Annotated in this window: 13 protein-coding genes; 7 read left to right on the top strand and 6 right to left on the bottom strand. The window is 48.8% G+C overall.

What is annotated here, in order from left to right:
- Positions 1 to 15 precede the first annotated feature (15 nt).
- The 3 genes from ACFPVS_RS04610 (at position 16) to pflA (ending at position 4,816) form a co-directional block, all read left to right on the top strand.
- The gene (locus ACFPVS_RS04610; RefSeq protein WP_096294961.1) at positions 16 to 1,314 is read left to right on the top strand and encodes an adenylosuccinate synthase; all 1,299 of its coding nucleotides are present in this window, start codon (positions 16 to 18) and stop codon (positions 1,312 to 1,314) included.
- A gap of 267 nt (positions 1,315 to 1,581) precedes the next feature.
- The gene (pflB, locus tag ACFPVS_RS04605; protein WP_096294962.1) at positions 1,582 to 3,867 is read left to right on the top strand and encodes a formate C-acetyltransferase; all 2,286 of its coding nucleotides are present in this window, start codon (positions 1,582 to 1,584) and stop codon (positions 3,865 to 3,867) included.
- A gap of 106 nt (positions 3,868 to 3,973) precedes the next feature.
- Positions 3,974 to 4,816 (top strand): pyruvate formate lyase 1-activating protein, encoded by an 843-nt coding sequence (pflA, locus tag ACFPVS_RS04600; RefSeq protein ID WP_378595454.1) that lies wholly within the window; start codon positions 3,974 to 3,976, stop codon positions 4,814 to 4,816.
- A 63-nt stretch (positions 4,817 to 4,879) separates the two neighbouring features.
- Here the strand turns inward: pflA and ACFPVS_RS04595 are convergent, their stop codons facing one another.
- Positions 4,880 to 5,536, bottom strand: a complete 657-nt coding sequence (locus tag ACFPVS_RS04595; RefSeq protein ID WP_096294964.1) for a response regulator — start codon at positions 5,534 to 5,536, stop codon at positions 4,880 to 4,882.
- Complete coding sequence (locus ACFPVS_RS04590) at positions 5,533 to 7,419, bottom strand: histidine kinase (RefSeq protein ID WP_096294965.1); 1,887 nt, start codon at positions 7,417 to 7,419, stop codon at positions 5,533 to 5,535. The genes ACFPVS_RS04595 and ACFPVS_RS04590 overlap by 4 nt, the downstream gene beginning before the upstream one ends.
- Positions 7,420 to 7,633: 214 nt before the next feature.
- On the opposite strand from ACFPVS_RS04590, the gene ACFPVS_RS04585 reads away from it, so the two are divergent.
- The 4 genes from ACFPVS_RS04585 to ACFPVS_RS04570 are packed head-to-tail and all read left to right on the top strand — an operon-like array spanning position 7,634 to position 10,122.
- Positions 7,634 to 7,882: a MoaD/ThiS family protein gene (locus ACFPVS_RS04585; protein ID WP_096294966.1), complete on the top strand. Its 249-nt coding sequence runs from the start codon at positions 7,634 to 7,636 to the stop codon at positions 7,880 to 7,882.
- A gap of 1 nt (position 7,883) precedes the next feature.
- A complete protein-coding gene (locus ACFPVS_RS04580; protein WP_096294967.1) occupies positions 7,884 to 8,348 on the top strand; it encodes a molybdenum cofactor biosynthesis protein MoaE in 465 nt (154 codons plus the stop codon).
- Positions 8,345 to 8,923 (top strand): molybdenum cofactor guanylyltransferase MobA, encoded by a 579-nt coding sequence (mobA, locus tag ACFPVS_RS04575; protein WP_096294968.1) that lies wholly within the window; start codon positions 8,345 to 8,347, stop codon positions 8,921 to 8,923. The genes ACFPVS_RS04580 and mobA overlap by 4 nt, the downstream gene beginning before the upstream one ends.
- Positions 8,923 to 10,122, top strand: a complete 1,200-nt coding sequence (locus tag ACFPVS_RS04570; RefSeq protein WP_378595444.1) for a molybdopterin molybdotransferase MoeA — start codon at positions 8,923 to 8,925, stop codon at positions 10,120 to 10,122. Before mobA ends, ACFPVS_RS04570 begins: the two co-directional genes overlap by 1 nt.
- A 50-nt stretch (positions 10,123 to 10,172) precedes the next feature.
- Here the strand turns inward: ACFPVS_RS04570 and ACFPVS_RS04565 are convergent, their stop codons facing one another.
- The 4 genes from ACFPVS_RS04565 to ACFPVS_RS04550 all read right to left on the bottom strand — a co-directional run bounded on the left by ACFPVS_RS04565 (position 10,173) and on the right by ACFPVS_RS04550 (position 13,240).
- Positions 10,173 to 10,739 carry a peptidylprolyl isomerase gene (locus ACFPVS_RS04565; RefSeq protein ID WP_096294969.1) on the bottom strand — a complete coding sequence of 189 codons (567 nt, stop codon included), beginning with the start codon at positions 10,737 to 10,739 and terminating at the stop codon, positions 10,173 to 10,175.
- A 148-nt stretch (positions 10,740 to 10,887) separates the two neighbouring features.
- Positions 10,888 to 11,451, bottom strand: coding sequence for a YceI family protein (locus tag ACFPVS_RS04560; protein ID WP_096294970.1), 564 nt, complete (start codon positions 11,449 to 11,451; stop codon positions 10,888 to 10,890).
- Positions 11,452 to 11,800: 349 nt separating this feature from the next.
- A complete protein-coding gene (gene leuB / locus ACFPVS_RS04555; RefSeq protein ID WP_096294971.1) occupies positions 11,801 to 12,871 on the bottom strand; it encodes a 3-isopropylmalate dehydrogenase in 1,071 nt (356 codons plus the stop codon).
- 63 nt (positions 12,872 to 12,934) lie between these two features.
- Complete coding sequence (locus ACFPVS_RS04550) at positions 12,935 to 13,240, bottom strand: hypothetical protein (RefSeq protein WP_096294972.1); 306 nt, start codon at positions 13,238 to 13,240, stop codon at positions 12,935 to 12,937.
- Between the last annotated feature and the right edge of the window lie 29 nt (positions 13,241 to 13,269).

Genomic DNA, 13,269 nt, shown 5'->3' with positions numbered 1-13,269 from the left:
TCAGGATTTTGATTTATGGCTAAGAATGTTGTCGTAATCGGCGCGCAATGGGGCGACGAAGGTAAAGGTAAGATTGTTGACTGGCTGGCGGAAGAAACCACTGGTGTAGTGCGTTTTCAGGGCGGGCACAATGCAGGCCACACGCTGGTGGTGGGTGGCAAAAAAACCATTTTGCGCCTGATTCCAAGCGGTATTTTGCATGAACAACTGGATTGCTTTATCGGCTCAGGTGTGGTGGTTTCGCCGGAAGCATTATTGGGTGAAATCGACGAATTGAACGCCGCCGGTGTCAAAAATGTAGAAGGCCGTCTGAAAATTGCGCCGACTTCACCTTTGATTCTGCCTTATCACATCGCTTTGGATCAAGCGCGTGAAGCGTCTCGTGGCAAAGCGAAAATCGGCACCACCGGTCGCGGTATCGGTCCTGCTTATGAAGACAAAGTGGCACGCCGCGCGATTCGCGTCGGTGATCTGCTGAATCTGGACAAAATCCCTGAAAAATTAGAAGCGATTTTGGCTTATTACAATGTGCAGTTGCAGCATTTGCATGGTGCAGAGCCGGTAAAAGCGGAAGATGTGATGGCGGTGATTGAGCAAGTAGCACCGCGCATTGTGCCAATGATTACGGATGTATCACGCGTGTTGAACGATAAATCACAAGCCGGTGAAAAATTGCTGTTTGAAGGTGCGCAAGGTACTTTGCTTGACATCGACTACGGCACTTACCCGTTTGTGACTTCATCTAACTGCTTGGCCGGTGCAGCTTCTGCCGGTGCAGGTGTAGGTCCACAAATGTTGGATTATGTGTTGGGCATCGTGAAAGCGTATACCACACGCGTGGGTTCGGGTCCGTTCCCGACAGAGTTGTTCTGCGAAGTAGGTGCAGGTTTGGCCGAGCGCGGTCATGAGTTTGGCTCGGTTACCGGTCGCGCACGCCGCTGCGGTTGGTTTGATGCGGCGGCTTTGAAACGCTCTATTCAGGTAAACGGTATTTCCGGTATGTGTATCACGAAATTGGATGTGATGGACGGTATCGAGGAAATCAATATCTGCGTAGGCTATGAATTGCCGGACGGCAGCAAAACTGACATCCTGCCTTGCGGTTCGGATGCAGTGGAATTGTGCAAGCCGATTTTTGAAACGATGCCGGGTTGGACGGAATCGACTTTCGGTATGAAAGAATACGATGCTTTGCCGCAGAATGCCAAAGCCTATCTGAAGCGCATTGAGGAAATCTGCGGTGCGCCGGTAGCGATTGTTTCGACCGGCCCTGATCGTGAAGAGACTATTGTGTTGCACCATCCGTTTGCATAACAGGCCGTCTGAAATCCAGCCCTTAAAATCGACAAGATTTTAAGGGCTGGATTGTTTTATTCTACGCTGATTTTTAGAAAATTTCAGGGTAATCCAAATGTAGTTTTAAGTAGCTGCAATCGGACTTGATGTAAATCAAATCGAACTGGATAAGTAGTTTTATTTCATTTTTTGTTCCTACCTTTTCATCTTAAAAAGTGCTATTCTTACATATATAAATTATCTAGTTTGCTTTAGATTTTACTTTATTTAAAACAGGAGTTTGATATGTCTGCTGATGTACAAGAACGCCCATTAGGCTGGGAGGGCTTTATAAGCGGTGACTGGGAAACCAATGTAAATGTCCGTGATTTTATTCAAAAAAACTACACGCCTTATGAGGGTGATGCCGGCTTCTTAGCGCCAGCTACTGAAGCCACTACTAAATTGTGGGCAGAAGTAATGGAAGGCATCAAAGTCGAAAACCGCACCCATGAGCCTTACAAAATCGATGCGCAAGTGGTTTCCGGCATCACCAGTCATGCGCCGGGTTATATTGATAAAGATTTGGAGACCATCGTTGGCTTGCAAACTGATGAGCCTTTGAAACGTGCCATCATGCCGTTTGGCGGTCTGAAAATGGTGAAAGATGCGTGTAAGGTCTATAACGTTGATTTGAATCCTGAAGTCGAAGAAATCTTCACCAAATACCGTAAAACACACAACCAAGGTGTGTTTGACGTATATACCCCTGATATCCGCCGTTGCCGCAAATCAGGCGTGATTACCGGTTTGCCTGATGCCTATGGTCGCGGCCGTATTATTGGCGACTACCGCCGTGTGGCTTTATACGGTATTGATTTCTTGATGAGAGACAAGCTAAATCAATACAACTCGTTGCAAGCAGATTTGGAAAACGGCGTGAATTTGGAGGAAGTAATCCGCCGCCGCGAAGAAATCAACGACCAATACAATGCCTTGGCGCAAATGAAAGAAATGGCAGCGTCTTATGGCTACGATATTTCTAAACCGGCGAGCAATGCGCAAGAAGCGATTCAGTGGACTTACTTCGCTTACTTGGCTGCTGTGAAATCGCAAAACGGTGCCGCCATGTCGTTTGGCCGCGTATCCTCATTCTTGGATATCTACATTGAGCGTGATTTGCAAAAAGGTTTGATTACCGAAAGCCAAGCGCAAGAATTCATTGACCATTTGGTGATGAAACTGCGTATGGTGCGCTTCCTGCGTACTCCTGAATACGATCAATTATTCTCAGGCGACCCCATTTGGGCAACCGAATCCATCGGCGGCATGGGCTTGGATGGCCGTACCTTGGTGACCCGCAGCAACTTCCGCGTATTGCATACCCTTTACAATATGGGCCCTTCGCCAGAGCCGAACATTACCATTTTGTGGTCTGAGCAATTACCGCAAGGCTTTAAAGAATTTTGCGCCAAAGTTTCGATTGACACTTCATCCGTGCAATACGAAAACGATGATTTGATGCGCCCTGATTTCAACAGCGATGACTACGCGATTGCCTGCTGTGTGAGCCCGATGGTGATCGGTAAACAAATGCAGTTCTTCGGTGCGCGTGCCAACTTGGCTAAAACCTTGCTTTACGCAATCAACGGTGGTGTAGACGAAAAATCGAAAGAGCAGGTCGGTCCTAAATCCGAACCGATTTTGGATGAAGTATTGGATTTCAATACTGTATTTGCCCGTATGGATCAATTCATGGATTGGTTGGCAACCCAATATGTCACTGCCCTGAACATCATCCACTACATGCACGACAAATACTCATACGAAGCCGCACTGATGGCCTTGCATGACCGCGACATCATCCGCACCATGGCTTGCGGTATTGCCGGTTTGTCTGTGGCGGCCGACTCGCTGTCTGCCATCAAATATGCTAAAGTGAAACCGGTTCGCGATGAAAACGGTATCGCGGTTGACTTTGAAATCGAAGGTGAATATCCTCAATTCGGTAACAATGATGACCGTGTCGACGAAATCGCTTGCGATCTGGTAGAACGCTTTATGCGTAAAGTGGCTGCCCACAAAACCTACCGTGATGCGGTTCCGACCCAATCCGTGTTGACCATTACTTCCAACGTGGTTTACGGTAAGAAAACCGGTAATACCCCGGACGGCCGTCGTGCAGGTGCGCCTTTCGGTCCGGGCGCCAACCCTATGCACGGACGCGATGTGAACGGTGCGGTTGCCTCGTTGACTTCGGTAGCGAAACTGCCGTTTGAATTCGCCAAAGACGGTATTTCCTACACCTTCTCGATTGTGCCGGGTGCTTTGGGTAAAGACGAACGCTCACGCGAACGCAATTTGGCCGGTTTGATGGATGGTTATTTCCACCACGAAGCCGGTGAATTGGAAGGCGGGCAACACTTGAACGTCAATGTGCTGAATCGTGAAACCTTACAAGATGCCATGGAGAATCCGGATAAATATCCGCAATTGACCATCCGCGTATCCGGCTATGCCGTGCGTTTCAATTCATTGACCCGCGAGCAACAGCAAGACGTGATTACCCGTACCTTTACGGAAACCATGTAATCTGAAAATGGTTGTGAACACAATGCCGGGTGATAAATCCGGCATTGTGTTTATTCGTTAAACCGTATATTTTCAGACGGCCACCGTCTTCATTGATTCGGATAACATTATGCAGACATTCACCATTACCCCCGAACAGCAAGCCAAAGGCATCAAACCGCGCATCCGCGCCAAAGCCGGTAGCGCCTCAGGCCATCGCCATTATCAGGGCAAAGGCATTGTGCATTCTATCGAATCGTGCGGCACGGTCGACGGTCCCGGTTTGCGTTATGTGTTGTTCCTGCAAGGCTGCCTGATGCGCTGCCTGTATTGCCACAACCGTGATACATGGGATTTGCATACCGACAAAGCGCAAGAATTAACAGTGGAAGAGGTGATGAAACAGGTGATGTCTTACCGTCATTATCTGCGCGCTACCGGCGGCGGCGTAACGGCAACCGGCGGCGAGCCGCTGCTGCAATATGAATTCGTACGCGATTGGTTTACCGCTTGTCGCGAACATGAAATCCATACCTGCCTGGATACCAACGGCTATGCTTTGCACTACGATTCGATTTTGGACGGTTTGTTGGATCACACCAATTTGGTGATGCTGGATTTGAAACAGATTGATCCCGCTATTCATAAAGTATTGGTCGGTATTCCCAATACCAAAACCTTAAACTTCGCCCGTTATCTGACCGAACGAAAACAGCCGACGCGTGTGCGTTATGTGATTGTGCCGGGCTATACTGATGACGAATGCTCGGCCAATCTGTTGGGTGAATTTATCGGTGATATGGATAATATTGAAACGGTTGAGCTTTTGCCTTATCACGAATTGGGTGCGCATAAGTGGGTGTTGTGCGGGGATGAATACAAGTTAACCGGCGTGCATCCGCCACCAAAGGAAACCGTATTGAAAATCAAGGAGATATTGGAAGGCTACGGTAAAAATATTATTTACTGATGCTTGTTTTCTTATTTATAAAAGGCCGTCTGAAACGTTTCAGACGGCCTTTAGTCATCAATTTTAAATCCCTTCAGGTTGCGGTACTTTATGTTGCACCGCATAAACCGCAGCCTGTACGCGGCTGCTCAAATTAAGCTTGCGTAAAATATTTTGCACATGAACCTTAATCGTCGATTCGGCCAAATCCAAATGGCGGGCGATGACTTTGTTGCTGTGGCCGGCAGCGAGATAGCCCAAGATTTCCAATTCACGCGGGGTGAGTGCGGACAAAGCCACATCGGTGCGCGGTGTGGCAGGGGAAATTAATGACTGAACCAAGCGCGAGGTCATTTCCGGTGAGAATACATTGTCTCCATCGACTGCTTTGCGAATGCTGTCGAGCAGGAAATCGGCATTGATGTTTTTCAGCAAGAAACCGCGTGCTCCGATGCGCATGCATTCGGTTAAATCGTCGCTGTCTTCGGAAACGGTCAGCATGATCACGGTTTGGTCGGGGTTGGCACTCAAAATCTGCGCTAAGGCTTCGCGACCGTTCATGACCGGCATATCCAAGTCAAGCAGGACAATGTCTGGCTTTTGCTGCTCGGTCAATTTCACGCCCGACAGGCCGTCTGAAGCTTCGCCGATGACTTCAAAATCGTTTTGGCGGGACAGCAGTGCTTTGATGCCGCTGCGAAACAGGGTGTGGTCGTCAATCAAGATAATTTGAATACTCATGATGCAGTTCTCTTATGTTGCGGTAACACTAAAGTTACGGTGGTTCCTTTGTTGGGTTGAGAGATGACATCCAGTACGGCATCGATGCGGCGGGCGCGCTCCTGCATAATGCCGAGTCCAACGTGTTCGCCCGACAAGCTGTCAATGGTGTCGGTATCGAAGCCTATGCCGTCATCGCTGATTTTTAAAGTGAAATCTTGGCGGTTAATCAGGCTGACATCCACTTTATTGGCTTGCGCGTGTTTGCGGATATTCGACAGGCTTTCCTGCAAAATAAAGATGATTTGCAGCTGCTCGTCATGATTGAGCCAGCCGCCTTCTTCAATCCAGGCAGTGTTCACTTCAATTTGTGTTTGCTGTCGGAATCGTGCCAACAGCGTCGATACGGCTTCGGGGAAATCTTTGTTACTGAGTTTGGTGCGGAAATTCAGCAGCAATTCGCGCACGTCATCGTAACATTCCTGCACACCGTCTTTAATGAAGCGGATGTTTTCATCGACCTGTTCTTTCTGTTCGGCATTGTACGCGCTTTCGAGCATTTGTACCTGTAAATTTAAAAAGGTCAGCGTTTGCGCAATACTATCGTGCAAGCCTTGGGCAATTAAGTTGCGTTCTTGCAAAACTGCCAGCAGGCGGCGTTCTTGCGCAAAGCGGCTGTTGGCAATCGACACCCCCAATTGGCTGCTTAAGGTCTGCAGCAATTCTTGGTCGTTTTGGCTTAAGGTATGGCCGTCTGAAAAATACAGCGTAAACAAGCCCAACTCTTCTCCTTTATAGGTAATTGGGAACACAGCCATCTGCTCGAAACGCGGATGCTCAATGGCAATCAGGCGGTCTTTGTATTCGTTGTTAAGATAATGAAGCGGCAGGTTTTCGATTGAATCGGAAAAACCACTGTCCAAATCGGTGTAAGGCTCCGCTTGCGAATCTTCCGGCAAACCTAAACTGGCAACCAAATCAGAACGTTTGTGTTCGGCATCAAATAAATGCACACTACCGGCAATGGCGGCCACAGCAGGCAGGGTGCGGCCTAAAAATTCGGTGGCGGCGGTTTTGGGTTGGTGGATTTGGTGTAAATCGCGCGTGGTTTGGTAGAGCAGTGCCAAATCGCGGTTTTGCCGTTCGAGATCTTCCGTTTGACGCGCCACTTGGCCTTCCAAGTCGGTATAAAGCGTCTTCAGGCTGGTGCTCATCTGATTGAAGCCTTTATTTACTTGGGCAAACTCGCGGATATAGTCAGTGTTGATTTCCGTGCCGAATTCGCCGCGCCCGATGGCGCGCACGCCCGCGCTCAAGGCTTCCAGAGGACGGATAATCCACGCATAGTGCAAACTAATCATGAAACCGGCCGCAACAAAAATCATCAGAATCAAGGCCATCTGAAAACGGCGCAGCCATTGGGTATTTTCTTCGTTGGCATTTTCCAAAGCCTGTACGAACGAGTCCAGATTGCCGGCAAAGCGGTATAAATCCTTATTATCGGGTAATTGGTTGGTTTCTAAAGACGGGCGGATTTTATGCCGCCAATCGTCCATCAGGCTGGTTTGAATGAGGGTGGAATTCATGGCATTGCCGGAGCGCGAAGGCAGCAGCGGCTTGATAACATCGTTTTTACTGACCTTTATCAAAGTGAGTTCGAACGCCTGAACTTGTTGGCGAACATGCTCTGCAGATTCTTTTTCGTGCACCAAATGCGTCAGACGGTAGGTCTGCATGCGCAGGCTGCCGGCATGGTTGATGGCGGTGCCGGCACCTTCCAGCCGCCATGACAAAATCAAGGTGAATACGACTGAAAACAAGGCTGAGCTGCCCCATAATACGGTCAGAAATTTGAGCCGCGCCGAAAGGCTGGGGCCGTCTGAAAATTGGGCTAATCTGTTCATGATGATGGCAATCGAATGATGTCCTAAAAATAGCATTGTTTGGTCTAAATCACAATAATGCAAAGAAATGTATTTATCGGCTAGAATTTCATTTGGATTCGTGTAAAATCCAGTTATGATAAAATTCAATTTATATGAACATTTTGCAGGTCTGAAGGTGTAGGGTTTTCAGACGGCCTAAAGACCTTTGCAAAACCACTCTTGAAAACCTCGCATGATTACCATTTTATATTTCGGTGTTTTAAAACAAAAATTGCAAACCTCCCAAGAGCAGATCGAATGGCGGGGCGGCAATGGCCGTGATTTGCTGGCCTTGCTGCACGCGCGTGGCGGTGATTGGGCGCAAGCTTTGGCTGTCGGCAACATTTTCCGTTTGGTGGTGGATAAAAAAGTCAGCACATGGGAAACCGATATTCCTGATGGTGCCGAAGTCGGTTTGCTGCCGCCGGTTACAGGGGGCTGATATGCAGGCCGATATCCGTATTCAAACGCAGGATTTTCAGTTGCAGCAGGAATACGACTTATTGCTCACACAAGGCCGTAACATCGGTGCGGTGGTCGGTTTTGCCGGTTTGGTGCGCGACCGTGATACCGACACCCCTTTGGCCAGTCTGTTTCTCGAGCATTTCCCCGAAGTAACGGAAAATGAAATCGCCCGTATTGTTCAGACGGCCTCCGAACGCTGGCTGCTGACCGCCTGCACCATCATACACCGCGTGGGCGAACTGCGTGCCGATGAACAAATCGTGCTGGTGTTGGTGGCTTCCGAACATCGAAAAGCGGCCTTTGCCGCCGCCGAATTCATCATGGATTATTTGAAAACCGAAGCGCCGTTTTGGAAAAAAGAAACCTTTTCAGACGGCTTTGAGCATTGGGTAGAAGCCAAACAAAGCGACCAAGCGGCCGCACAGCAATGGAACACTCCATGAAAACTTACGCACTTATTCTTGCAGGCGGGCAGGGCAGCCGCATGGGCGGTGTGGATAAAGGCTTGGTCGAATGGCAGGGCAAGCCTCTGATTGACCATGTCATCGGGCGGATTGGGCCGCAGGTTGATCACATCGCTATCAGCGCCAACCGCAATTTAGAAGAATACGCCCGCCGCAGCCCGCATGTGTTTGCCGATGCGCGCCAATGGCATCATTTGGGCCCGTTGGCGGCTTTGTGTACGGCGGCCAATGATTTGCAGCTGGCCAAAGCCGATTGGTTGCTGATCGTGTCGTGCGATATGCCCAAGCTGCCCGAAGATTTGGTGATGCGTTTTTTATCGGTGGCCAAGCGCACGCCCCTGTGCAATGCGTTTTATGTGGAAACGCCCGAGCGCCAGCAATACAGCATTATGTTTATCCGCCCGCAGATTCTGCAAAGCACCGTGCCCTATCTTTATGCAGGTATGCGCACGATACGCGGCTGGCTGCAACAGCAACGCGCCCGTGCAGTGAGCTTTGATTCGGATAAATGTTTCGTGAATTACAACACGCTTGAAGATTTGAAAGAAGCATAATGATTGATTTTGAAGTGGCCCGCGCGGCTTTGTTGGAACAGCACTCATGCCGTCTGAAAACCGTGACGCTGCCCTTGGCGCAAGCGGCCAACCGGGTTTTAGCACAAAGCCTGCACGCCAAATACCCAAGCCCGATGTTTGACAACAGCGCGATGGATGGCTATGCGGTATGCGATGCAGAAGGCAGCTTGCGCGAATTTCGCATTACCGACCGCATTCAAGCCGGTGAAACGGCAGAAAATCCGTTGGCTCAAGGCGAAGCCGTGCGCATTTTTACCGGCGCCCCATTGCCGCCGAATACGACCGCCGTGGTGATGCAGGAACAAACTGAAAGCGATGGCGATCATTTGAGGGTAAATGCCGACATTCATGCTGGACAAAATATGCGCCTGAAAGCAGAAGAAATCGAAATCGGCCAAGAATTGCTGGCTCAAGGCTCATTATTAAATATGGCTGCTTTAGGCTTGGCCGCTTCGCAAGGCTATGTCGAATTGAGCGTGTATCAACCTTTGAAAGTGCAGGTGTTTTCCACCGGCAACGAGTTGGTCGAACCCGGCCAAACGCTTTCAGACGGCCAAATCTACGATGCCAACCGCTATCAATTACTGGCATGGTTGCAGCAATTGGGCTTGCAGGTGAGCGACGGCGGCATTTTACCTGATGATTTGGCACAAACCGAAGCTGCCTTGGCTGCTGCTGCCGAGCAATTCGATGTGGTGATTACCAGCGGCGGCGCCTCAGTGGGCGAAGCGGATTACTTAAAACAAGCGATTGAGCATATCGGTTCACTGGCCATGCACACTTTGGCCGTTAAACCGGGCAAACCGTTTGCTTGGGGGCACATCGGCAAATGCAAAATTTTTATCTTGCCGGGCAATCCCGTGGCAACCTTTGCCACATCCAATATGTTGTTACTGCCGGTATTGAACAAACTGGCCGGCAAGCAGGCCAAACATTGGCACTTGCCGAAAATAACGGCTAAAGCCGCGTTTCAAACCAAAAAAGCCATCAAGCGCCGTGAGTTTTTACGCGTGGCGTTAGAAAATGGCGAAACGGGCGAAACTGTAGTTAAATTACTGCCCAACCAAGGCAGCGCGATGTTGGGTACCTGCACCGCCGCCGATGCTTTGTGTGAAGTGCCGCCCGGACAAACGGTGAGCGAGGGCGATTGTGTCAGTGTTTATTTGTTGCTGCATTGAGGGTAATGATAAAAAAAAGGCCGTCTGAATTCAGACGGCCTTTTTGTGATTTATTTGATAATGCTCACTTTTTGAATCACCACCGGTTTTACCGGCACATTTTGATAGAAACCGTGGGTAGCGGTTTGCACTTTGCTGATTTTGTTCACAACATCCATTCCCGAAGTGACTTTGCCGAAAACCGCATAGCCGTAACCTTGAGGCGTTGCGCTTTTAAAGTTGAGAAAATCATTGTTGGCGGTGTTGATGAAAAATTGGCTGGTGGCCGAATTCGGGTTGGCGGTACGCGCCATGGCAATGGTGCCTACGGTGTTTTTCAGGCCGTTGTTGGCTTCGTTGGTAATGGCTTTACCGGTATTTTTTTGTGCCATGTTTTCAGTAAAACCACCTCCTTGAATCATGAAATTATCGATCACACGGTGGAAAATGGTATTGTTGTAAAAGCCTTTTTCGGCATAGCTGACGAAGTTGGCAACCGTTTTCGGTGCTTTGGTTTCGTCTAATGACAATTCGATTTTGCCCATATTGGTTTCAATGACGGCGCGGGTTTCGGCTTGGGCGGCAAAAGCAGAGCTCAGCATCAGTGCGCCTAATATGATTTTTGTTGTGGTGTTCATGTGCGTTTCCTATTTTAATCAGCATGCGTTCAGGGTAAAATTTGAATTCGCCATTATCGTCTCTTTCTTTGTGAAAAACGCACAAGAAAACGTAAAAGGCCGTCTGAAAGTTTATCTTTCAGACGGCCTTTTATAGAGTTGAAGCGGATTATTGTTTTACGGCTTCAATTTGGATATCCAATTTCACTTTTTTGGTTACGCCGCTGTCAACCAGATAATTCATACCCCACTGGGTGCGGTCGATGGTGGTGGAGAAGTCGCCGCCGCACACTTCGGCTTTAGCCATCGGGCTGTTGTAACAGTTAAATTTTTCGGCTTTCAGTTTCACGGGATGGGTTTGACCCAACAGAGTCAGGTTGCCGTCAACAGAAGTCAGCTTTTTGCCGACGTAGTTGAATTTAGTCGAAACAAAGCGCATTTCCGGGAATTTTTCGGCATTGAACAGATCAGGCGCTTTCAGGTGATCGGTGAAATGTTGCGAACCGGTTTGTAAGGTGCTCACCGGAATGGTGATATCGATTTTACCTTGGCGTTTGGTTTTGTCAAAATCAACAGTGCCACTCAAACCGTAGAAGCCGCCTACGTTGGTGCTGGTATTGAAATGGTCGATGGCAAAGCGGGCATTAGTGTGGGCTTCGTCAACTTTGTAAGTCGCAGCAGAAGCAGAAGCGGCTACGGCAGCAGCCAGAACGGTAAAAATCATTTTCTTCATATCGATATCCTTTGTGAGAGCGAATGGGAATGAATACATCAAATATTACAAAAACATCTTGACACAGTTAGTGCAGATAAATATTTCCTGATGGTTAATTCTCTATTTGATTGCCGTTGATAATGGTAGAGAATATGAAACGGAGATCTTTGCAAAATCTTCAACTTTGGCACATTTCTTCGTTTGCGCTGCTCGAAATCTTGCCTGTCTTCATGATATGTCTGCGCTTTCTGTGCTGCTACAACTTTGAACCGCACTCAAATCTGAAGGTTTTGCAAAGGTCTCACGTTGACATTATTGGAATCATAAAAAAATGCGTGGTATTTGCCCACGCATTTTTCAGACGGCCTTACAAGGCAGCCAATACGGCATCACCCATTTCCGAACAAGAAACCAGTTTGGTGCCTTCTTCAAAAATATCGCCGGTGCGGAGGCCTTGTTTTAACACGGTTTGCACGGCTTGCTCGATTTGTTGCGCCCGCGCTTCGTCGTTTAAGCTGTAGCGCACCAACATGGCCAACGACAAAATGGTAGCCAGCGGATTGGCTTTGTTTTGGCCGGCGATGTCCGGCGCGGAGCCGTGAGAGGGTTCATATAAACCTTTGTTGTTTTCATTCAGGGAAGCTGATGGCAGCATACCGATAGAACCGGTCAGCATAGACGCTTCATCGCTCAAAATATCGCCGAAAATATTGCCGGTGGCAATCACGTCGAATTGTTTCGGTGCGCGTACCAATTGCATGGCGGCGTTGTCGACATACATGTGGCTCAATTCCACATCGGGATATTCTTTGCCGATTTCTTCAAAAATTTCGCGCCATAATTCAGTGGTTTCCAACACGTTGGCTTTGCCTACAGAGCAGACTTTTTTATTGCGCTTTTGCGCTGATTGGAAGGCGACATGGGCGATGCGGCGGATTTCGCTTTCGCTATAGCGCATGGTGTTGAAACCTTCGCGCTCGCCGTTTTCTAAGGTGCGGATGCCGCGCGGTTCACCGAAATAAATGTCGCCGGTGAGTTCGCGTACAATCAGAATGTCCAAGCCAGCTACGACTTCAGGTTTCAAGGTAGAGGCATTGGCCAATTCAGGATACAAAATAGCAGGACGTAAGTTGGCGAATAAATTCAGGTCTTTACGAATGGCCAACAAGCCGCGTTCCGGGCGCAGCGGACGGTCGAGATTGTCGTATTGCGGGCCGCCTACCGAGCCCAGCAACACCGCATCGGCTTTGCGGCACAGATTCTGCGTGAATTCAGGGTAAGGCTGGCCGTATTGGTCGTAGGCTTCGCCGCCCAAAGGTGCGTATTCGTAAGCCACGTTCAGACCTTGCTCGATCAGTTTGTCCAATACGCGTACGGCTTGGCCGATGATTTCAGGGCCGATGCCGTCGCCGCGAAGAATGGCGATTTGTTTGGTCATTGTTGATTTCCTTTGTGGATGAAAAGAGTGGGGAATAAGGGACTTGCTGTGTGCTGTCGTGATTTACTCGATGGTGAAATTGTCGTAAGTCATGGCATACATCAAGCCGGATTGTTTGCTTTTGAATTCTTCAAATACCGGGCGATACCAGCGTGGGTCATTGGCTTGGTAACCGGTGAAATCATATACGCGCACATCAAAAAAATCGCGTTCATACCAAGGCTCAATGCCGTAAATGGCGATGTTTTTGGCTTCGGCGCGGTTGAGCACGGTTTCAAAATCTTGCCCGGAAACATAAATAATATTTTCGGCATCGAAGCCGTCAATTAAGTTTTCCAAACCTTCAAACAGATATTCTTTGGTTTTCATGGTTTTAATAAGAAGTGAGTTTCAGACGG

The organism is Neisseria weixii, from assembly GCF_042658245.1.
In the GTDB taxonomy this organism is placed as follows: domain Bacteria; phylum Pseudomonadota; class Gammaproteobacteria; order Burkholderiales; family Neisseriaceae; genus Neisseria; species Neisseria weixii.
This window is presented reverse-complemented; position numbering and strand designations above follow the sequence as displayed.